At 60.6% G+C, this 21417-nt stretch carries 19 protein-coding genes and 2 tRNA genes; 7 read left to right on the forward strand and 14 right to left on the reverse strand.

Features of this window, described 5'->3' with window-relative positions; all coding sequences use genetic code 11:
* Nucleotides 1–41: 41 nt before the first annotated feature.
* A complete protein-coding gene (fpr, locus tag AC3WQN_RS09500; RefSeq protein WP_095146759.1) occupies nt 42–821 on the forward strand; it encodes a ferredoxin-NADP reductase in 780 nt (259 codons plus the stop codon).
* A 107-nt stretch (nt 822–928) separates the two neighbouring features.
* Here the strand turns inward: fpr and tsaA are convergent, their stop codons facing one another.
* The 5 genes from tsaA to rimO form a co-directional block, all read right to left on the reverse strand.
* Nucleotides 929–1627, reverse strand: coding sequence for a tRNA (N6-threonylcarbamoyladenosine(37)-N6)-methyltransferase TrmO (gene tsaA, locus AC3WQN_RS09505; protein WP_103401559.1), 699 nt, complete (start codon nt 1625–1627; stop codon nt 929–931).
* 68 nt (nt 1628–1695) lie between these two features.
* Nucleotides 1696–2163 (reverse strand): YehS family protein, encoded by a 468-nt coding sequence (locus AC3WQN_RS09510; protein ID WP_095077439.1) that lies wholly within the window; start codon nt 2161–2163, stop codon nt 1696–1698.
* Between the two features lie 76 nt (nt 2164–2239).
* The gene (locus AC3WQN_RS09515; protein ID WP_103401560.1) at nt 2240–2950 is read right to left on the reverse strand and encodes an rRNA pseudouridine synthase; all 711 of its coding nucleotides are present in this window, start codon (nt 2948–2950) and stop codon (nt 2240–2242) included.
* 82 nt (nt 2951–3032) lie between these two features.
* The gene (locus AC3WQN_RS09520; protein WP_103401561.1) at nt 3033–3506 is read right to left on the reverse strand and encodes a GNAT family N-acetyltransferase; all 474 of its coding nucleotides are present in this window, start codon (nt 3504–3506) and stop codon (nt 3033–3035) included.
* 103 nt (nt 3507–3609) lie between these two features.
* Complete coding sequence (rimO, locus tag AC3WQN_RS09525) at nt 3610–4947, reverse strand: 30S ribosomal protein S12 methylthiotransferase RimO (RefSeq protein ID WP_103401562.1); 1338 nt, start codon at nt 4945–4947, stop codon at nt 3610–3612.
* A 465-nt stretch (nt 4948–5412) separates the two neighbouring features.
* On the opposite strand from rimO, the gene AC3WQN_RS09530 reads away from it, so the two are divergent.
* On the forward strand, nt 5413–7254 hold the full coding sequence (locus AC3WQN_RS09530) for a potassium transporter Kup (RefSeq protein WP_371918529.1): 1842 nt from the start codon (nt 5413–5415) through the stop codon (nt 7252–7254).
* A 121-nt stretch (nt 7255–7375) separates the two neighbouring features.
* Here the strand turns inward: AC3WQN_RS09530 and AC3WQN_RS09535 are convergent, their stop codons facing one another.
* The 4 genes from AC3WQN_RS09535 to AC3WQN_RS09550 all read right to left on the reverse strand — a co-directional run bounded on the left by AC3WQN_RS09535 (nt 7376) and on the right by AC3WQN_RS09550 (nt 11960).
* Nucleotides 7376–8671 (reverse strand): virulence factor family protein, encoded by a 1296-nt coding sequence (locus AC3WQN_RS09535; RefSeq protein WP_103401564.1) that lies wholly within the window; start codon nt 8669–8671, stop codon nt 7376–7378.
* The gene (mprF, locus tag AC3WQN_RS09540) at nt 8671–11313 is read right to left on the reverse strand and encodes a bifunctional lysylphosphatidylglycerol flippase/synthetase MprF (RefSeq protein WP_103401565.1); all 2643 of its coding nucleotides are present in this window, start codon (nt 11311–11313) and stop codon (nt 8671–8673) included. Before mprF ends, AC3WQN_RS09535 begins: the two co-directional genes overlap by 1 nt.
* Nucleotides 11314–11585: 272 nt before the next feature.
* Nucleotides 11586–11662 (reverse strand) — tRNA-Met (locus AC3WQN_RS09545).
* 221 nt (nt 11663–11883) lie between these two features.
* Nucleotides 11884–11960, reverse strand: a tRNA-Met gene (locus AC3WQN_RS09550).
* Between the two features lie 299 nt (nt 11961–12259).
* Between AC3WQN_RS09550 and dinB the strand changes: the two genes are divergently transcribed.
* Nucleotides 12260–13321 (forward strand): DNA polymerase IV, encoded by a 1062-nt coding sequence (dinB, locus tag AC3WQN_RS09555; protein WP_103402092.1) that lies wholly within the window; start codon nt 12260–12262, stop codon nt 13319–13321.
* A gap of 50 nt (nt 13322–13371) precedes the next feature.
* Here the strand turns inward: dinB and AC3WQN_RS09560 are convergent, their stop codons facing one another.
* The 4 genes from AC3WQN_RS09560 to AC3WQN_RS09575 form a co-directional block, all read right to left on the reverse strand.
* Complete coding sequence (locus AC3WQN_RS09560) at nt 13372–14325, reverse strand: hypothetical protein (protein ID WP_103402091.1); 954 nt, start codon at nt 14323–14325, stop codon at nt 13372–13374.
* Between the two features lie 17 nt (nt 14326–14342).
* Nucleotides 14343–16058, reverse strand: a complete 1716-nt coding sequence (locus tag AC3WQN_RS09565; protein WP_095146770.1) for a proline--tRNA ligase — start codon at nt 16056–16058, stop codon at nt 14343–14345.
* Between the two features lie 126 nt (nt 16059–16184).
* Entirely contained in the window at nt 16185–17747 is a 1563-nt protein-coding gene (locus tag AC3WQN_RS09570) for an AmpG family muropeptide MFS transporter (protein WP_103402090.1), read from the reverse strand.
* A gap of 44 nt (nt 17748–17791) precedes the next feature.
* Nucleotides 17792–18145, reverse strand: a complete 354-nt coding sequence (locus AC3WQN_RS09575; RefSeq protein ID WP_103402089.1) for an MGMT family protein — start codon at nt 18143–18145, stop codon at nt 17792–17794.
* Nucleotides 18146–18310: 165 nt separating this feature from the next.
* On the opposite strand from AC3WQN_RS09575, the gene AC3WQN_RS09580 reads away from it, so the two are divergent.
* A complete protein-coding gene (locus tag AC3WQN_RS09580; RefSeq protein ID WP_103402088.1) occupies nt 18311–19318 on the forward strand; it encodes a DUF481 domain-containing protein in 1008 nt (335 codons plus the stop codon).
* A 109-nt stretch (nt 19319–19427) separates the two neighbouring features.
* On the opposite strand, the gene AC3WQN_RS09585 is transcribed toward AC3WQN_RS09580, so the two are convergent.
* A complete protein-coding gene (locus tag AC3WQN_RS09585) occupies nt 19428–19637 on the reverse strand; it encodes a cold-shock protein (protein ID WP_002554837.1) in 210 nt (69 codons plus the stop codon).
* Between the two features lie 355 nt (nt 19638–19992).
* On the opposite strand from AC3WQN_RS09585, the gene dcd reads away from it, so the two are divergent.
* The 3 genes from dcd (at nt 19993) to AC3WQN_RS09600 (ending at nt 21411) form a co-directional block, all read left to right on the forward strand.
* Nucleotides 19993–20559 carry a dCTP deaminase gene (dcd, locus tag AC3WQN_RS09590; protein ID WP_095077425.1) on the forward strand — a complete coding sequence of 189 codons (567 nt, stop codon included), beginning with the start codon at nt 19993–19995 and terminating at the stop codon, nt 20557–20559.
* A gap of 107 nt (nt 20560–20666) precedes the next feature.
* Complete coding sequence (locus tag AC3WQN_RS09595) at nt 20667–20876, forward strand: hypothetical protein (RefSeq protein WP_095146774.1); 210 nt, start codon at nt 20667–20669, stop codon at nt 20874–20876.
* A gap of 157 nt (nt 20877–21033) precedes the next feature.
* Nucleotides 21034–21411, forward strand: a complete 378-nt coding sequence (locus AC3WQN_RS09600) for a hypothetical protein (protein ID WP_256587347.1) — start codon at nt 21034–21036, stop codon at nt 21409–21411.
* Nucleotides 21412–21417 lie beyond the last annotated feature (6 nt).

Consider the following 21417-nt stretch of genomic DNA (forward strand, 5'->3'; position numbering starts at 1 on the left):
ACTGCATCGGCGCAGGCAAAATCTCCAGGAGTCCCACGTACATGAGCAACATGAACCACGAGCGTGTCCTCAGTGTTCACCACTGGAACGACACTCTGTTCAGCTTCAAGTGCACCCGCGATCCGGGCCTGCGCTTCGAGAACGGTCAGTTCGTGATGATCGGCCTGCAACAGCCCAACGGCCGCCCGCTTATGCGTGCTTACTCCATTGCCAGCCCGAACTGGGAAGAGCATCTGGAGTTCTTCAGCATCAAGGTGCCTGATGGCCCGTTGACTTCCCAGTTGCAGCATCTGAAGGAAGGCGATGAGATCATCATCAGCAAGAAACCGACCGGCACCCTGGTGCTGGACGATCTGAAGCCGGGTAAACACCTGTACCTGCTCAGCACCGGTACTGGCCTTGCGCCGTTCATGAGCGTCATCCAGGACCCGGAAACCTACGAGCGTTTCGAAAAAGTGATCCTGTGCCACGGCGTACGTTACGTCAACGAAGTCGCTTACCGCGAATTCATCACCGAGCACCTGCCGCAGAACGAGTTCTTCGGCGAGTCGCTGCGTGACAAGTTGATCTACTACCCGACCGTGACCCGCGAGCCGTTCGAGAACGAAGGCCGCCTGACCGACCTGATGCGCAGCGGCAAGCTGTTCAGCGACATCGGCCTGCCGCCGATCAACCCTGAAGACGACCGCGCCATGCTGTGCGGCAGCCCGAGCATGCTCGACGAAACCAGCGAAGTGCTCAACAGCTTCGGCCTGAAGGTTTCGCCACGGATGCGCGAGCCAGGCGACTACCTGATCGAGCGTGCGTTCGTCGAGAAGTGATCTGCGGTCACTTGTAGGCGCTGGCAAGCCGGCTCCTACAGAAGTTTGCGCCAGAAAAAAGCCCGCGTTGCCTGACAAGGCTGCGCGGGCTTTTTCGTTCCAGGGGATCAGGCGCTGGCGGGGATGACCTCAAGGACCCGAATCGAGTCCGGCGTCGGGTAGTGCCAGCGCACGTCCAGGTCCCAGAACTGTGCACCGTACTCGCGCTCGGGCGTTGGGGTCTGGTAGGCCGGGCGCGGATCCTGGGCCAGGCACTGCTCGATCAGCTCCACCAAGGGTTCTGCAAGGCGCTGAGCGTGCGTATGAGCCTGTTGCAGTGCGCTCTCGGTCCACTGCACCGCAATCAACTGCGGCGCCGCGCTGGCGATCGCATTGGACGCCTCAGGAACGATGTCGGCGTAGGGCACGTAGGGCTTGATATCGATGACCGGTGTGCCATCCAGCAGGTCGATGCCGGAGATCCACAGGCGATTGCCTTCAACCTTGTCCAGCTTGACCACCGATTGACCGATGCCGTTGGGGCGATGGGTCGCACGGGTGGCGAATACGCCCATGGATTTGTTGCCACCCAGGCGCGGCGGGCGGACTTTGAGTCGTGGCTTGTCTTCCAGTGCCTGGTGAAACAGAAACAGCAGCCAGACATGACTGACCTGTTCCAGGCCCTGCACGGCATCGCCCTGATCGAACGGTGCCACCAACTCCAGAATGCCGCGGGCGGCCGGGGCCAGTTGCGGTTGACGGGGGATGGCGAACTTCTCCTTGAAGCAGGAGTGCACGAAGCCGATGGGGGAAACGCTGTAGGTCATTACTGAAGCCTCAAGTTACAAGCTGCAAGCGACAAGCCTTGACTTGTAGCTTGCAGCTTGTCGCTGTCTTACGCTCTGACGCGCAACGTCAGGCCCTTGAGGAAGTTACGCAGCAACTGGTCGCCGCACGTGCGGTAGTTGGTGTGGCCGAACTTGCGGAACAGCGCGCTCAGTTCAGGCTTGGACACCGGGAACTCGGCCGCCTTGAGGATGGCGTGCATGTCGTCTTCTTTCAGTTCGAAAGCCACGCGCAGCTTCTTCAGGATGATGTTGTTGGTCACCGGCAACTCGATGGGCTGCGGCGGACGGCTTTCGTCCTTGCCGCGCTTGAAGATCACCAGGCCATCGAGGAAGTGCGCCATGACGTCGTCCGGGCAGCGTACGAAGCCTTCCTCGTCTTCCTCTTTCTTATCGAGGTACGTCACCAGGTCTTCCATGGTCACGTCCATGCCGCCGAGCTTGATGATCTCGATGACTTTCTTGTCACTGATGTCGAGCATGTAGCGCACGCTGCGCAGTACGTCGTTATGAATCATGGTGTGCAATCCTGATATTCAGCAGTGGGCGCCGCACAAAACTGCGGTGCCGAAATGTATGGCGGCGTGAAAAGTCTTAGAACTTCTCTTTGCCGGACAGGTAGCGCCATTGCCCCAACGGCACTTTGCCGATGGACACGCCGCCGATGCGGATACGGCGGATGGCGACGACCTTCAGGCCGACGGCCTGGCAGAACAGGGCAATCACGCCCGGTTGTGGGTTCTTCATCGCAAAGCGCAGGCGGTTTTCGTTCTGCCAGCTGGCTTTGACCGCTGGCAGTTCCTTGCCCTTGTAGGTCAGGCCGTGGTTCAAGCGGTTGAGGCCGTGAGCCACCATGTCGCCTTCAACCTCGACCACATACTCTTGCTCGATCTTGTTGGAATCGGCAGTGAGTTTGCGCAGGATCTTCCAGTCCTGGGTGAACACCAGCAAACCGCTGGCATTGGCCTGCAGGTCGGTACTGGCGGTCAGCCGCAGGAAGTGGCCCTTGAGCGGACGTTTGCCGTAGCGGTGTTCTTCGCTCAGAGTCTCGGCGCTGATCGTCGCCATGGCGGTGTCTGCATCCATGCCCACGGGAACGTTCAGCAGGATGGTCACCGGCTCCGGCGCGGTGGCCTTGGCTTCTGGATCGAGCTCGACTTTCTGGGTGTCGACCTTGAACTGGGGCTCGTCGATGACTTCGCCGTCCACGGTGACCCAGCCGCCCTCAATGAACAGCTCAGCCTCCCGACGGGAGCAGCCGACGAGCTCGATGAGGCGTTTGGAGAGGCGAATGGGGTCAGTCATGACAAGGCCGTAACAAAAAGGGGGCAGGCATTGTACCTGCCTCGCGCCGGTTAATCGCGGGTCCATTTGCCTCGTGTGGCTTTTAGCCGCGCAGGGCCTGCTGCTGAGGCTGTTTAAAACGCATGTGCAGCAAGGGATAGGGCTGCCCCATGCCGTCGACTTCCGAGCGTCCGATGACTTCAAAGCCCTGTTTCAAATAGAAGCCGAGGGCTTGCGGGTTCTGTTCGTTGACGTCCAGTTCATCGGCGTTGAGGTGCTCCAGGGCATAGCGCAGCAGTTGTTTGCCCAGGCCTTCGCCACGGTGTTCGGGGGCAATGAACAGCATCTCGATCTTACCCGCGGCCACGCCGGCGAACCCGGTGATGCGCTGATGCTTGTCACGGGTGCAAATCAGCATCACGGCGTCCAGGTAGCAAGTCAGCACCAGGGTTCTCAAGCGCTCGATGTAAGGGGCCGGCAAAAAATCATGGGTGGCGCGTACCGACGCCTCCCAGACCCGGGTGAGCTCTTCGTAGTCGCTGTGTTTCGGCGTGTGGATGACCGAATGATGGCGCATGCCCGCCTGCCCCTTGTGGTGAGTGAATTCCCTGATCCAAACAATAGTCGTAAAAAAGCCCCGCATCTCGTCTGGAGAGCGGGGCTTTGTGTATTTTTTACGATTAGATCTGTTCAGCCCACAGATCGTACTCGTCGGCGTCGGTCACCTTGCACCAGACCTTGTCGCCTGGCTTGAGGTTGCTGCCGTTGTCGATGAACACGTTACCGTCGATTTCCGGGGCATCGAAGAAGCAGCGGCCAACGGCGCCTTGCTCGTCGACTTCATCGACCAGCACTTCGATTTCGCGGCCAATGCGCATTTGCAGGCGCGCCGAGCTGATGGCCTGCTGGTGCGCCATGAAGCGGTCCCAGCGGTCTTGCTTGACGTCGTCCGGCACGATGTCCAGGTTCAGGTCGTTGGCCGGAGCGCCTTCAACCGGCGAGTACTGGAAGCAGCCGACGCGGTCGAGCTGGGCTTCGGTCAGCCAGTTCAACAGGTACTGGAAGTCTTCTTCGGTTTCGCCCGGGAAGCCGACGATGAAGGTCGAGCGGATGATCAGGTCCGGGCAGATTTCGCGCCAGTTCTTGATGCGCGCCAGGGTCTTGTCTTCGAAGGCCGGGCGTTTCATGGCTTTCAGGACTTTCGGGCTGGCGTGCTGGAACGGGATGTCCAGGTACGGCAGGATCTTGCCGGCGGCCATCAGCGGGATCAGTTCGTCAACGTGCGGGTACGGGTAGACGTAGTGCAGGCGAACCCAGACACCGAGGGTGCTGAGGGCTTCGCACAGCTCGGTCATGCGGGTTTTTACCGGTGCGCCGTTCCAGAAGCCGGTGCGGTACTTGACGTCAACGCCATAGGCGCTGGTGTCCTGGGAGATCACCAGCAGTTCCTTGACGCCGGACTTGACCAGGCGCTGGGCTTCGTCGAGCACGTCGCCCACCGGGCGGCTGACCAGTTTGCCGCGCATCGACGGGATGATGCAGAAGCTGCAGCTGTGGTTGCAGCCTTCGGAAATCTTCAGGTAGGCATAGTGGCGCGGTGTCAGCTTGATGCCTTGTGGCGGCACCAGGTCGATCAGCGGGTTGTGGTCCTGGCGTGGCGGCACGACTTTGTGCACGGCGTTGACCACTTGTTCGTACTGCTGCGGGCCGGTGACGGCCAGTACGCTTGGGTGTACGTCGCGAATTTTGCCTTCTTCGACGCCCATGCAGCCGGTCACGATGACCTTGCCGTTTTCCTTGATGGCTTCGCCGATCACTTCCAGGGATTCGGCCTTGGCCGAGTCGATGAAGCCGCAGGTGTTGACCACCACGACATCAGCGTCCTGATAGGTGGACACGACGTCATAGCCTTCCATGCGCAGTTGGGTAAGGATGCGCTCGGAGTCGACCAACGCTTTCGGGCAACCCAGGGATACGAAGCCAACCTTGGGATTGGCTGACGCAGGAGTGGTGGACATGTCTAACCTCGGTGTTTTGTGACGCCTCCAGCCGAAGACGGCAAGGCGACAGTTGGGCGCTTAGCGTCCTGTCTCGTGAATACGCCGTTTTTTGACGAATGACTGTTGTTGCCAGGCAAGGCAGCGTGGCGGCAACCGTCATTCGTCAAGAAGTCAGCAGTGATTCGCGAGACAGGACGCCTGCCTCTGATCAAAAAGTGCGCAATTCTAGCGATGGTCAGCGCGCTTGACCAGCTTTATGCAGGGAAATACGACGAGTGCTGCGCTATGCTTCGCGCCGTTGGGCTTTACCGATTTTTTACAGTCAACAAAACGTCTGTAACAGTAAGTAAAACAGCGCATGCTGCGCGTCAAAGCATAGCGCTTCTTGCGAAGCAGTCTGGGTCTGGGTAATAGGGGTGGTGGATGGGTCAGGCAAGTAGTCAGGCTGCGAGCGCCGAACATTCGGCTGCAAAGCCGATCAGCATGCTGGTCGCAGCGGTCGGAGTGGTGTACGGCGATATCGGCACCAGTCCGCTGTACACCCTCAAGGAAGTGTTTTCCGGGGCGTACGGTGTGCCGGTCAACCATGACGGGGTGCTGGGAATCCTGGCGCTGATCTTCTGGTCGTTGATCTGGGTGGTGTCCATCAAGTACATGCTGTTCGTGCTGCGGGCCGACAACCAGGGGGAGGGCGGCATCATGGCGCTCACCGCCCTGGCGCGCCGGGCGGCGGCGGGGCATGCACGGTTGCGCGGCCTGCTGGTGGTGTGCGGGTTGATCGGTGCGGCACTGTTCTACGGCGACAGCATGATCACCCCGGCGATTTCGGTACTGTCGGCGATCGAGGGGCTGGGGCTGGCCTTCGAGGGGATCGATCACTGGGTGGTGCCGCTGTCGTTGATCGTGCTGGTGGCCTTGTTTCTGATCCAGCGCCACGGTACGGCCCGCATCGGCATTCTGTTCGGGCCGATCATGGTCACCTGGTTTGTAGTGCTCGGCGCGTTGGGGGTTTATGGCATCGTCCAGCATCCTGAGGTGCTGCAGGCGATGAACCCGGTCTGGGCCGTGCGTTTCTTCGTCGTGCACCCTGGCATGGGCGTGGCCATTCTGGGCGCGGTGGTGCTGGCACTGACCGGGGCCGAGGCGCTGTACGCCGATATGGGGCACTTCGGACGCAAGCCGATTGCGCGTGCCTGGTTCATTCTGGTGCTGCCGGCCCTGGTGCTCAACTACTTCGGTCAGGGCGCATTGCTGCTGGGCGATCCCGAGGCGGCACGCAACCCCTTCTACCTGCTGGCGCCGAGCTGGGCGTTGATTCCGCTGGTGGGGTTGTCGACCCTGGCCACGGTGATCGCTTCGCAGGCAGTGATTTCCGGGGCGTTCTCCCTGACCCGCCAGGCCATTGCGCTGGGGTACATCCCGCGCATGCACATCCAGCACACATCGAGTGCCGAACAAGGGCAGATCTACATCGGTGCCGTGAACTGGGCGCTGATGGTGGGCGTGATTCTGCTGGTGCTGGGTTTCGAATCCTCGGGTGCGTTGGCGTCGGCTTACGGCGTTGCCGTGACGGGCACCATGCTGATGACCACCATTCTGGTGTCGGCCGTGATGTTGCTGCTGTGGAAATGGCCACCGATCCTGGCGGTGCCGGTGCTGCTGGGCTTCTTGTTGGTGGACGGGCTGTTTTTTGCGGCCAACGTGCCGAAAATCATTCAGGGTGGTGCCTTTCCTGTGTTGGCGGGGGCCGCCCTGTTCGCGCTGATGACCACCTGGAAGCGCGGCAAGCAATTGCTGGTCGAACGCCTGGACGAGGGCGGTTTGCCGCTGCCGATCTTCATCGGCAGCATTCGCGTGCAGCCGCCGCATCGGGTTCAGGGTACTGCGGTGTTTCTCTCGGCACGCCCGGACGCGGTTCCGCATGCCTTGCTGCACAACCTGTTGCACAACCAGGTCCTGCATGAGCAGGTGGTGTTGTTGACGGTGGTCTACGAAGACATTCCCCGGGTGCCGGCGCAACGTCGCTTTGAGGTCGCCTCCCACGGCGAAGGCTTCTTCCGGGTCATCCTGCACTTTGGTTTTACCGATGAGCCGGATGTGCCCGAGGCGCTGAAGCTGTGCCATCTCGAGTCGCTGGATTTCAGCCCGATGCGCACGACGTACTTCCTCAGCCGCGAGACGGTTATCACTTCCAAGCTGGTGGGAATGCCCCGTTGGCGCGAGGCGTTGTTCGCCTTCATGCTGAAGAACGCCAACAGCAACCTGCGATTCTTCAACTTGCCGCTGAATCGGGTGATCGAGCTGGGCACCCAGATCGAGATGTAAGCCGCCCGAAAAAGCCCCCGTTGCCTGGCGGCAGCGGGGGCTAATGAGATGGTCAGACTGATCGAGAAGCCCTGCAGGTTTACGCTTGCAGGGCTTTTCTCGTTTTCGGGCGCGGGTCAGGTCACTCTTCAGCGACCTTGCTCTTGTCCTGGTGCTTTTCGATGATGTCGACCAGGCGCTGAGCCAGGGCCGGGTAGTTCTCGTCGAAGTGGTGTCCGCCGGGCAGCTTCACGGCTTCGCCGACGGCCGTCTTGTCGGTGCAGCCGCTTTCATCGGCCTCTTCCACACCGTAGATGCACACGACCTTGGTCGCCGGCAGCTTGGCCATTTCCGGGCCGGTGGCAGCTTCCTTGCCTGCATTGCCGAGCCAGCCTTCGACTTCGATTTCGAAGCTGCCAGTGCGGGCGAAGGCCAGCAGAATGATTGCGTCGACACGCTGCTGCTCCGACTCGGGCAGGCGGTTGTAGATGGCAGGCAGCACGTCCGCGCCAAACGAATAGCCGGTGAGGATGAAGCGCTTGGTGCCCCATTTCTGCCGGTAGTGCTGCATCAGTTCGCCCAGGTCGATGGCGCTTTGCTCAGGACTTTTGTGCTGCCAGTAGTAGCGCAGGGTGTCGATGCCGACCACCGGGTAGCCGATCTTCGCCATCTCCCCGGCCACGTCACGGTCCAGGTCGCGCCAGCCGCCGTCGCCGGACAGGAACAGGGTGACGGTGTCCCTGGCTTGGCCGGCAGGCACCTCGACCACGGGGATGCTTAGCCCGCCATTGCCCTTGTCGGAGCCAACCAGGATCTTGCGCAGCTCGTTGTTGAGGACTTGCGGCAAGTTGATGTCATAGTCGCTGATGCTGGTTTGCGCATTGGGTTGGTCGCGCACGAAACCGGCACTGGTATCGTCCGGGTTGTCGTTCCAGGCCACCAGCCAATGGCCATGGGCGGCGCTTTTTGGCAGCAGGTGGGTGCAGCCGGGTTTTTCCAGGGCCAGGTCGACCGAGACCGCCTGGGACTTGTCATCCTTCTGTTCGGCCAGCCAGCGCCAGGCCAGTACCGCGCCCGGGCCTATGCCGCTGACCAGCGTCGCCGGGCCCTTGAGTTCCCTGAGTGCCGATTGCAGCGCCCGCCCTTGCAGCAGGCAGTCCTTGGGCAGGATCACTTGCACGATCTGCGCGGCACCGCCACGGCTCAAGGCGATCAGCTGCTTGTCGCTCAGCTTCTGTTCATCGGTTACCGCAACCACCACGCGGGCGTGGGGTGTCGAGCCAGGAATGACCCGGGTCATGGGCGCGCCATCAGGCGGCGCCAACACTTCCAGGGTCGGTTCGGGGGCGGGGCGGTTCCAGTACCAGTGGCCACCGCCGAGTATTAGAGCCAGTACCACCAGAGTGGCCAGTACATACCGCCAGGCACGTCGAATCATCAGCGTTTCACCAATCCAGTCAAGCCGCCCGCAATCAGGGCAGCGGTATCGGCCAGCGCCACCAGCGGATCGAGCCCGGCGGGCACGGCCATGTAGCGGGGTTCCCAGTCAGGCTGGAACTTATCCTTGAAGCGACGCAGCCCCTGGAAGTTGTAGAGCTGCTCGCCACGGCGGAACACCATCGAGCCGAGGCGCTGGGTCAGTGGCGCACCGCGACGTGGTTGCAGGCCCGACAATGGGACCATGCCCAGGCTGAAGCGCGCATAGCCATGGCTTTTATAATATTGAATCAGGCCGACCATCATGAATTCCATGGTCAACTTCGGGGCTTCGGGGTGCGCCCGCATCAGGTCGAGGCTGGCCAGGTCGTGGCTGTAAGTCTCGAGCAGGTTGGCGAACGCCACCGGGCGGCCTTCAAAGTGAATGATCGCAATGCGAAAGTACTTCAGGTAGTCGTCGCTGAAACGGCCGAGCGAGAAGCCTTTCTCGCGCACGTTCTTGCCGGTGAGCCAGGCGTCGGAGATGACTTTCAGTTCGTCCATCGGTGCCTGCCCTGGTTCGAAGATCTCCAGCGACAAACCATCGCGGGTGCCACGGTTCCAGGTGTATCGCAGGTCTTTCATCTCCTTGCCCTTGGCGTCGAGATCGAAGCGCTGCAGGTCGACCCGGGCTTCCTCGCCAAGCTTGATCGCGGTCAGGCCGATGTCCATGTAGTAGGGCAGGTTCTCGGCACGGACTTGGTAGAACACCGGGCGGGCGTGATGCAGGTCGCACAGGTCGCGGAACTGCCAGATCATCTCGGCCCTTTGCTGGGGCGGGCCAATCGGGTCGTACAGCGCCACCAGGCTGCGGCCACGGCGCGCGTACATCAGGAAGGCGTTGTCGTCGGGGTTGAACAGCAGCGCCTTGTCACCGGTCAGGGCCAGGCCTCCGTCAGGCTGCGCCGAGGCCAGCAGAATCTTCTGGGCCTTATCCAGCTCGGTGTTGTCGGGCAGGTGGATCACCGGGCGTTCGGTGCGCAGCAGCCAGGTCAGCGACACGACCACCAGTACCACCGCGGCGCCGAGCAGCGAGCGCAGGCCACGGGGCGCATCGGAGTCCAGGGTGAATTGCCACCAGAGTTCGTGGCTGTAGGGCACGTCCTGATAGGCAAACAGCAGCAACCAGATCGAGGCGCCCAGTACGCAGACGCTGGCCACCAGGTACAGGGGCGAGAAGGGCAGTTCGGTCAGGCGGCTGGGGCGATAGAACGAGCGACGGAAAATGGCCAGCAGGCTGGCCGTCAGGATCAGCAGGCTGGCTTCTTCCCAGTCGAAACCCTTGAGCAGCGAAAGCAGGGCGCCGGCCAGCAGCAACACGGTGGTCAGCATCCACGCAGCCGACAGCCGGCGGCGCAAGCCCTGGGCCAGCAACAGGCACAGCACGCCGATCAGGCTGGCGCCGAAGTGCGACGCGTCAATCAGGCGATGAGGGATCAGAAAGCCGATATGTTCCAGGCGGGTATCGATCTCCGGCGTGGCGCCGGAGAACAGCAGGACCACGCCGGAGAGAAACACCAGCACGGCCAGTACCGGCGCGGCGAGGCCAGAGGCCGTGCGCAATGCTTCGCGGGTGGTGAACAGCCGCTGGGCTTCATTGATCAACAGCAGAATGCAGGCCGCCAGCATCGGCAGGACCACATAGATCAGGCGATACAGCAGCAGCGCGGCGGCCAGTGGCGCTGCACCGAGCGTGTCGGCGAACGCGGCCAGCAAGATGGCTTCGAATACCCCGACACCTCCCGGTACGTGGCTGAGCACGCCTGCGGCCAGGGCCAGAAGATAAACCAGCAGGAACGCACCGAAGGGGGGAGCCTGCGGTAGCAGCAGGTAAAGAACGGTCGCGGCAGCGGCCACGTCGAGCGCGGTGATGATCAGTTGCAGGAAGGTCAGGCGCCGGCCTGGCAGGCGCAGGGTTCGCCGACCGATACGCACCAGCAAATTATCCGCATACGGCTGCTCGGGCAGGCGACGACGGTAGAGGCCGATCGCCAGGATCGCGCACAGCAGCAGTACGGCAATCGCAATCGCCGCCAGCACAGGTTGCGACACGTGCAGTGCGACAGACGCGGCAGGCAGGTTGCTCAGCGTGGCCAGGGCGGCCAGCGGAGGCAGGGCACAGCCCAGGGACAAACTGGCAAACAGGGTCATGCGGGCGACTTCTGCCGCCCCCAGGCCGTGGCGCGCGTACAGGCGATAGCGCACCGAGCCGCCCGACAACAGCGACAGGCCGATGGCATTGCCGATCGCGAATGCGGTGAAGCCCCCCAGAAACAGGGTGCGTGCTGGCAGGGTCACGCCGGCATAACGCGTCGCCGACCATTCATAGCCGAGCAACACCATGAAGCCGACAATCGTTGCGCCCAATGCACCGAGCAAGGCCGGCTGCGGGACTTGCAGGATCGAATCGTGCAGGGCGTAGAGGTCGAGTTCGCTTAATAGATGACGACAGGCAATCAGGGCGATCGCGAACAACAGCAGCGTCACTGCCAGGCCAATGGGCTGGCGGTATTTGCTGATCAGGTCCAGCCAGTGCAAGCGGCTGGCGTTGATCGGTTGAGTTCCTGTCACGGTGTCTTGTGAGTCAGACGAGTTGGCGCGCATCAATCACCTCTTGGATTGTGCGCGACAGGATGGGGGTATCCAGCCAAGTTACCAATCCCTGCAGAAAAATATAGTTACAAATATTAACGCGTATTGCCCTGCGGATGTGCGTTGCCAATGGGCAAGGCAGGCTTGTGCTTGAGCATAGCCTGAGATGTTGGAGTGGGGAGGGCATGGGGAGACCGGGCAGTGAATTGCCAAGCCATTGTTACGAAAGGGTTTTTCGACAGGCACAAAAAAGGCCACTCTTTCGAGTAGCCTTTTTTGATGTTTGGTTGCGGGAGCCGGATTTGAACCGACGACCTTCGGGTTATGAGCCCGACGAGCTACCAGACTGCTCCATCCCGCGTCTGTGTGGCGGCATTCTACAGGCGAACGCCGGAGTGTCAACTGTTAATTATACGCGCGCTCAAGTAAACGTAAAATCGCCTCAAGCGGTCGCAGGTGTGCGGTTAAGTCTCGGACGCACAACGAGAACTTATCGTGTCTCGGCGTTTGCTCTGCAGGGGGAGAGGTAAAAACACGCACGCACAAAAAAGGCCACTCTTTCGAGTAGCCTTTTTCGATGTTTGGTTGCGGGAGCCGGATTTGAACCGACGACCTTCGGGTTATGAGCCCGACGAGCTACCAGACTGCTCCATCCCGCGTCTGTGTGTCGGCATTCTACAGAGGATCAGGGTGCTGTCAACGATTGATTCATAAAAAATGCTGTCTGTTCAATCGGTTAGCGTTTTTTATCAGGAGGGTTATGGGCTTGAAGGCTTGCTGTGCAAGGCTTTCAGCTCTATTGGTGGCTTGAACTTGATTAGAAAAATAAATCCATCAGTCACCTGTCCTACCCACGGGAGAGAAGATTCAAGGTACTGGTGCTATATACAGTTGTCAGTGAGATACTGGTGATCTGGCTTGTTTTGGTTCCTTTTCCTTCATTGAACACCGCCTTGATATGACGCAACGCAAAATCATCCACGTCGACTGCGACTGCTTTTATGCTGCCATCGAGATGCGTGACGACCCGACGCTGGCCAGCAAGCCGCTGGCCGTGGGTGGTTCGGCGGACCGGCGGGGCGTCATTGCAACCTGCAACTATGAGGCGCGAGCCTTTGGGGTACGGTCGGCGATGTCTTCGCGACATGCGCTGAAGCTGTGCCCGGACCTGGTCATCGTCAAGCCGCGGATGGAAGCCTATCGAGAGGCGTCGAAGGAAATCCAGGCCATCTTTCGCGATTACACCGAGCTGATCGAGCCCCTGTCGCTGGACGAGGCTTACCTCGATGTGTCCGAGAGTAGCCATTTCGCGGGCAGTGCCACGCGAATTGCCCAGGATATCCGGCGCCGGGTCTCCAATCAGTTGCACATCACGGTGTCGGCAGGCGTGGCGCCGAACAAGTTCCTGGCGAAGATCGCCAGTGACTGGAAAAAACCCAACGGGTTGTTCGTGATCACGCCGGATCAGGTCGAGGATTTTGTCTCGCAACTGCCGGTAAGCAAGTTGCACGGGGTGGGAAAGGTCACGGCGGACAAGCTGGCCCGGCTGGGGATTGTCGATTGTCTGCAGTTGCGCGAGTGGAACAAGCTGGCGCTGGTGCGCGAGTTTGGCAGTTTCGGCGAGCGGTTATGGAGTCTGGCGCGCGGGATTGATGAGCGGCAGGTGCAGAACGACAGTCGGCGGCAGTCGGTGAGCGTGGAAAATACCTACGACGTCGATCTGCCAGACCTGGTCAGCTGCCTGGACAAGCTGCCAGCGTTGCTGGAGTCGCTGAATGGGCGCATGGCCCGCATCGACAGCAGTTACCGTCCGGGCAAGCCGTTCGTGAAGGTGAAGTTTCATGATTTTACCCAGACAACGCTGGAGCAGGCCGGCGCGGGGCGGGATTTGGGCAGTTTTCAGCTGTTGCTGACACAGGCATTCAACCGGGGAGGCAAGCCGGTGCGATTGCTGGGGATTGGCGTGCGTTTGCAGGATCTGCGGGGCGGGTTCGAGCAACTGGATCTATTTGGCCGGTAAGACCTCGCGCCTACCAGGGTAGGGGCGAGGCTTGCCCGTGAAGCGTCAGATCAATTCGGGCCAGGGTCGGCCACCAGCCGTCCGGCATCCTTGGTCAGGGACTTGAGGAACTCACTCTGCAACTCGGGATCGTTGCGAGTCAGTTCGATCAGGCTCTGTTCAAGTTCGCTGGCTTCCTCTTCCAGGCCCAGCTCCGACAGTCGCTTGACCCGGTGTACCCACTGGCTGACTTCGTCGTCCTCGAGGTCGTCGTAAATCAGTTCGTGGGCTTCCAGCAGCTTGCTGCGCAAGTTGCCGCTGATGGCCAGTGATGAGTTTGTGTGCACGTCATCCTGGGCATCCGCGACGGAAATGTGCAGCGTATTGATGTGGCTCAGGTCGTTTTCCGAGAACGGGCTGTCGAGCAGGTTCAAGCGCAACAGGCCATTGCGGTCGGTGGTGAGCTCGAAGGTCTGCTTGCCGGTCTTGACCTCTACCGGGCGTTCGCTCCAGGGCAGGCTCGAGTACTCCGTGCGCTTGTCGCGCTGGACTTCATCGATGCCCGCCAGGTTCTGTTGCGCGCGTCCGTGGGACTGTACGTTCATGAACGGGTTGAGCCCGGCAAAGCCGTAGCTGATCCAGTCCTTGGTGGCGCTGTCCGGCAGGTTGCCCAGGGCGAAGACATTGACCACGTTGGCGCCGACGCCGGCCACCACCGCGACCGCGCCCAGCGGGATCTCGTAGACCTCCCGCCAGGGTTGGTATGGCGTATAGCGATCGTAGTGACGGGTAACTTCGAACTCGGTGACCTCGAAGGTCTTCTGTTCGTTTATCCGTACCCGGCGTTGCGGCAGCTCAAGCACCTTAGGCTCACCGACATCGATCTGCAGGCTGTGATCGAGCAGTTTTCGCTCGATACGCTCCTCGTGCTCGCTGCGCTGCGACATTTGATTGGCGCAGCCGCTGATCAGCAGGGTGCCGCACAGGGCGGCACCACCGAGGCTTAAGGTGTTTCGCTTGAACATGAGGTCTCTATCTGGTGTCAGCGGCGGATACGAGCCTGAAGGAACGACAGCACGTCGGCGACCGGCAGCGCTTGCGGCTCGGCCTCGGTACGGCTCTTGTATTCCAGGTTGCCTTCGGCCAGGCCGCGGTCACTGACCACGATCCGGTGAGGAATGCCGATCAGCTCCATGTCCGCGAACTTGATGCCCGGGCTGGTTTTCTTGTCGCGATCGTCCAGCAGCACTTCGAAGCCGGCCGCCGTCAATTCAGCGTAGAGCTTGTCGGTGGCTTCGCGAACCAGGTCGGTTTCGTAGCGCAATGGCACCAGGGCAATCTGGAAAGGTGCGAGAGTGTCGCTCCAGATGATCCCTTTCTCGTCGTTGTTCTGCTCGATGGCCGCCGCCACCACGCGGGACACGCCGATACCGTAGCAACCCATTTCCAGGGTCACCGGCTTGCCGTTCTCGCCCAGCACTTCGCACTTCATCGCCTTGCTGTACTTGTTGCCCAGCTGGAAGATGTGTCCGACTTCGATGCCGCGCTTGATTTCCAGGGTGCCTTTGCCGTCGGGGCTCGGGTCGCCGGCCACGACGTTGCGCAGGTCGGCCACGGTCGGAACCGGTAGGTCGCGTTCCCAGTTGACGCCGAAGTAGTGCTTGTCGTCGATGTTGGCGCCGATGCCGAAGTCGCTCATCAGTTCGACCGAGCGGTCGATGATGATTGGCAGCGGCAGGTTCAGCGGGCCGAGGGAACCGGCGCCGGCGCCGATGGCGTCACGCAGTTCGGCTTCGGAGGCCATGACCAGCGGGCTGGCAACGCCAGGCTGATTAGCGGCCTTGATTTCGTTGAGCTCGTGGTCGCCGCGAATGATCAGCGCGATCAGCTTGCCGGCTTCTTCGGCGTGCACCACCAGGGTCTTGATGGTCTTTTCGATCGGCAGGTTGAAGCCTTCGACCAGTTGCGCGATGGTCTTGGCGTTCGGGGTGTCGACCAGGCGCAGTTCTTCGGTGGCTGCGGCGCGGGAAGTTTCCCGTGGCACGGCTTCGGCCTTCTCGATGTTCGCCGCGTAGTCGGAACCGTTGCTGAAAACGATGTCGTCTTCGCCGGACTCGGCCAGTACGTGGAACTCGTGGGAACCGGCGCCGCCGATCGAGCCGTTGTCGGCTTCAACCGGGCGGAACTTCAGGCCCAGGCGGGTAAACACGTTGCAATAAGCCTGGTGCATGCGGTCGTAGGTGACCTGCAGCGATGGCTGATCGGCGTGGAAGGAGTAGGCGTCCTTCATGATGAACTCGCGGCCGCGCATCAGGCCGAAGCGTGGGCGGATTTCATCACGGAATTTGGTCTGGATCTGATACAGGTTGATCGGCAGCTGCTTGTAGCTGCTCAACTCGTTGCGCATCAGGTCGGTGATCACTTCTTCGTGAGTAGGACCTGCGCAGAAGTCGCGACCATGGCGATCCTTGAAGCGCAGCAGCTCAGGGCCGTACTCTTCCCAGCGACCGGATTCCTGCCACAGCTCAGACGGTTGAGTGCTCGGCATCAACACTTCGAGAGAGCCGGCGGCGTTCATTTCTTCGCGAACGACGGCTTCAACCTTGCGCATTACCCGCAGGCCCATGGGCAGCCAGGTGTACAGGCCCGAGGCAAGTTTGCGGATCATGCCGGCACGCAGCATCAGCTGGTGGCTGATGACGACCGCATCGGAAGGCGTTTCTTTCTGTGTGGCGAGCAAAAATTGACTGGTGCGCATGGTAGGCCGTTGTCGGTTGCTGAAGACTAGAAATGACGGAACATTGTACGGGCGAGATCCGCTGACGTACAGGCGTGCAGCCGAGGGTAACACCCGGGCGCGGGGAAAGCCCCGCGCCGTCCGGGATTATTCGATGGCGTTAGTCGTCTGGGTGGGCTCCGGCGACTGTGTCGGCGTCGGGCCTTCGCGGCGGCTTTCCTGGTACCAGTGCACAAGGATCAGGACGAGGGTCGGGATGCCAAGCAGGGCGGTGATGATGAAGAAGTCGTGGTAACCGAACTTTTCCACCATGACCCCGGTGTAGCCGCCGATCAGGCGCGGCAGCAGCAGCATGATCGAGCTGAGCAGGGCGTATTGGGTGGCCGAGAACTTCAGGTTGGTCAGGCTCGACAGGTAGGCCACGAAGGCCGATGTCGCCAGGCCGGAGCTGAAGTTGTCCAGGGAAATGGTGGCAATCAGCATCTGCAGGTTGGCGCCCATGTCGGCGAGCATCACGAACAGGATGTTGGTGCCGGCCGAGGCTGCGCCGCCGATGAACAGAATGGGCAGGATGCCGAAGCGCACGATCAGCAGGCCGCCCATGCCGGCGCCGATCAGGGTCATGATCAGGCCGAAGATCTTGCTCACCCCGGCGATCTGGTCCTTGGTGAAGCCCAGGTCGATGTAGAACACGTTGGCCATGACGCCCATCACGGTATCGGACATGCGGTAGGTGGCAATCAGGCCGAGCAGCAGCAAGGCTTGCCAGCGATAGCGCATGACAAAGTCGTTGACCGGTGTCAGCACCGGGGCCAGTCCCCGTCGGCCCATGGTCGACAGGCACATGGCAGTGAAGGTGATGTAGAGGATGGCGCGCAGGAAAGCGCGGTCTTCCAGCAGCAGGTCGAACAGGCTGGCGTCGCCGAACAGTACGCTGGCAAAGTCGGTGTTGTAGAGCTGGGTGAACATGGCCGGTACGGACACCAGCAGCACGATCAGGACGAACACGGATGCCAGTTGGTGCACAAAGCTGTAGCGGCCGGCAGACAGTTGTGTGCGCAGCGGCACTGGCGGTTCGCGCATGAGCAGGCAGGTCACCAGCGCCGGGACCATCAGCAGGCCAAAGAGGACGTAGGTACCGGTCCAGGCCGAGTGTTTGTAATTGAAACCGGTGGAGCCGAAGCCTTCGGCAAAGAACAGGGCGCCTGCGGTGGCCAGCAAGGCAGCAACCCGATAGCCGGACATGTAGCTGGCGGCCAGTGCGGCCTGGTGTGTGTCGTCGACGATTTCCAGGCGGTAGGCGTCGACGGCAATGTCCTGGGTAGCCGAGGCAAAGGCCACCACCACGGCAATCGCGATCAACCAGGACAGGTGTTTTTGCGGGTCGCAGAAGCCCATGCCGATCAGGCCCAGGATCACCAGGATTTGCGACAGCACCAGCCAGGATCGTCGTCGGCCCAGTTTGCCCAGCAGCGGCAGGCGCCACTGGTCGAGCAGTGGCGACCAGACCCATTTGAAGGCATAGGCCAGCCCGATCAGGCTTGCGTAGCCAATGGTTTCGCGGGCCACGCCGGCCTCACGCAACCAGACGGAAAGCGTCGAAAACACAAGCATGTAGGGCAGGCCGGCGGCGAAGCCCAGCAGCAACAGCACGAGCGTCGAGGGGCTGGCATAAGCGGCGAGCGCGGCGCGCCAGGTTTTACGGGGCATGGGCTGGAGTCTGCCTCAAAATATACGGAAACAAAGCGCGCACTCTAACCGCTGTGCTCTACCGGGCGCCAGCCATGGCGCTGAATATCAACACGATTGTTCAGGATACTGACGCCTTCCATGCGCAATCGCGCCCGTTGTTCGTCGCCCGATGGGGTGCCTGCTGGCAGGCTGATCCGGCCGCCCGCGCCGAGTACGCGGTGCCAGGGCAGCGTGCTGTCCGCGGGCAATTGGCTGAGGGTACGTCCCACCCAGCGAGCGGCGCGCCCAAGGCCGGCCAGTTCCGCGAGTTGGCCGTAACTGACGACCTTGCCTGCCGGCACTTGCGCCAGGGTGACGTAGAGTGCCGTTCGGCGGATGTGTGCCGGGTCCTGGGGCTCGTTCTCGCAGTCACTCACGTCCGGGTTTCCTTGGAAAGGGGGGTGTCGTACCGTTGGTGGCTCAAGGCGCCAATGATCCAATGATAAATGAACTCGATGCAAATACCCTGGTCAGTCCTTGCTCGGGCGTTCTCTATGGAATAATGCCGCCTTTTTTCGCGAACCCGAGTGTTGTCGTTGCTTATGCTGTCCAGAACCTTGTTGTGCCTCGCCGTCCTCTCTGCCTGCACGCCGGCACTCGCCGACACTGTCTGGTTGACGAATGGTGATCGCTTGAGTGGCAAGATCAGGCTCTTCGACGGCGGCAAGTTGTTGATTCAGACGGAGTACGCCGGGGCGGTTGCGATCGACTGGAAGCAGGTCAAGACCCTGGAAAGTGATCAGCAACTGCTGGTCAAGCAGGACGACTACAGTGCAGAGGTGGCCAAATCGTTGCAGGCTGCCGATGCAGGCAAGGTCACGTTGGCCAACGGTGATGCGCCGAAAACCGTGGAGCTGGCCAGTATTCAGCAAATGCTCAAGCCCCGACCGGTGGTCGAGGATATGGTGTGGAAGGGCAATGTCGACGTCGCGCTGGATTATGAGCGCTCGGAAAACAAGACGGATGACTACGCCATCGATTTCAAGACCAGTGCGCGTCATGGTCATTGGCGTCACACGGCGGAAGGCGAATACAACCGCGAGTTCCAGGATGAGGTGGTGACCACGGATAACTGGCGTGCGGAATATGCCCTCGACCGCTTCATTACCGAGCAGTGGTTCTGGCAAGGGCGATTCAACTACAAGCGCGACAAGGTTGAAGACTTGAAGCTGCAGCGCACCGTGGGTACGGGGCCGGGCTATCAGTTCTGGGATGATGAGTTGGGTGCGTTTTCGCTAGGCTCGCTGTTGAATCGAACCGACTATGAGTACACGCAGGGAGGGCGGGACAATTTCTACTCCCTGGCGATGAAGTGGGACTACAACCGCTACCTGATTGGCCGGTCGGTCGAGCTGTTCACCACTGGTGAGGTGGGCAAACCCCTGTCCAGTGTGGCGGACTACGCACTCGATGCCGAGGCTGGATTGCGTTACAGGGTGACGGACTGGGCGTCGCTCAATCTGAAGGCCGAGCGCAATGAAATCAAAGGCACGCAGGAGAGCGACCTGGACAAGACCCATTATTCCGCGGGGTTTGGGGTGACCTGGTAAGGCGCGCAGTGGTGTGGCTGGCCGTGTTGCAGACATTTTTCCGTACAAAACACCCGGGCACAAAAAAGCCCCGCTTTGAGGGCGGGGCTTTTTACTAAATCAGTACAAGTTAGATAACTTGAACTTCTTCAGCTTGCATGCCTTTCTGACCGCGGGTAGCGATGAAAGAAACCTGTTGGCCTTCTTTCAGGCTTTTGAAGCCGTCGGATTGGATAGCTTTGAAGTGAACGAACAGGTCGTCACCGGATTGTGGAGTGATGAAGCCGAAGCCTTTTTCATCGTTGAACCACTTAACGGTACCGGTTTGGCGATTAGACATGGTGTAACTCCTTGAACAAAGATAACTGCGACTCAGGAAGAACCCTGGCCGAGACTGAGTGCAAAGAGCAGGAAAAATTCTTGTAGATGGTTGGATCGAAATTCAACATATCGTGTAGAGATTCTCAGTGACACAAGCAGCACAGTGGCGCCACCTTAACCCTTTTTCTGGTACGTGCCAATGGTCTTAGCGAAGGTTTCTCTGTTTTCGTGACTGACGGTGCGCATGAGCGACGCACGGCTTCTGATATTAAGGGGATCGGCGATTTATCCAGCCCCGGACTTTGAACCCGGCGGCGTGCCCCGGTAAGATGCCGGACAGAATTTTTCCACCTCGCTATTTCAGGACACCCGCCATGAGCATCAAATCGGACAAGTGGATTCGCCGCATGGCGCAAGAGCACGCGATGATCGAGCCCTTCGTAGAGCGCCAGATGCGTGGCGAAGGCGCCGACCGGCTGATTTCCTTCGGGGTGTCGAGCTACGGCTACGACGTGCGTTGCGCCGATGAGTTCAAGGTGTTCACCAACATCAATTCGGCGACCGTCGATCCGAAGAACTTCGATGAGAAGAGCTTCGTCGACGTCAAAAGCGATGTCTGCATCATCCCGCCGAACTCGTTCGCGCTGGCCCGTACCGTCGAATTCTTCCGGATCCCGCGCAACGTGCTGACCATCTGCCTGGGCAAGAGCACTTACGCGCGTTGCGGCATCATCGTCAACGTCACGCCGCTGGAGCCGGAATGGGAAGGCCACGTGACCCTGGAATTTTCCAACACCACCACGCTGCCGGCCAAGATTTATGCCAATGAAGGCGTGGCGCAGATGCTGTTCTTCGAATCCGATGAAGAGTGCGAAGTGTCTTACAAGGACCGTGGCGGCAAGTACCAGGGCCAGCGTGGCGTGACCCTGCCGCGCACCTGAGTCAACCGTCTGACAACGCGTATGAATTCTTGAGCGAGCGTACACTCTATGGAGTGTACTGCTCCGATCCGCGCAAGGCGGGTCGGGCCATCGCTCAGGAGTGCGCAATGAAGATCGATCCTCGAATAAGTGCCGAACTGGCCAGGCTCGAACCCAACCAAGTGGGTGTGCTGGCCTGGTCATTGCTGGCGCATCCGGCCGTCACCCAGGCTGGCGGGATCCCCGGCCAACCCGACCCGGACACCCCCAACGAACAGCCCAACGAACCCGGTGAGCCAACCCTGCCGGATGAGCCGCCTCCTGCCCCTGTAGTGTGATGACCGGCCTGGCCACTCATACTCGGAAATAACTGTGTGTGCCTGTGAAACCTTCTGGCAGACGGGCCGTGCTTTGATCGCGGCCGGCTCGTCGTGCCTGCTTGTGTAAAAGGCTGGGGCTGGGCCGTTATCCCTGAAAATGAAAAAGGAATTTCTGATGAGTTCAAATCGATCGGGCCATTTCAGTGCTGATTTGATCACGGCCGGTGGTCGTCAAGCGTTTCATGTGGCAACGGGTGTGCACTATTTCGTCCGCGAAGGTGTTCATTGCATCGAGGCGAGCAATGACCAGGGGGAAGCATTTCTGGTGTATTTGCCCGCGGAAATCGAGACGGGCATCTTTCAGCTTCAGCTCGGCCTGCCTTCGGTTATCCATGTGACTGGAAGCACTGAAGCGGAGCTTTATCCGCTGGGCACTCTGGAGCTGACGGTAGGCGGGGACGCGCAGTTCGACGGGCGTTTCACTGGGACGGATGCCAACGGCATCGTGGTAGAAAATGGCAGCTTCAGGCTGGAGCACGAAGCAGTCACCTGACCCGGG

The sequence above is a fragment of the Pseudomonas sp. FW300-N1A1 genome, assembly GCF_058789115.1.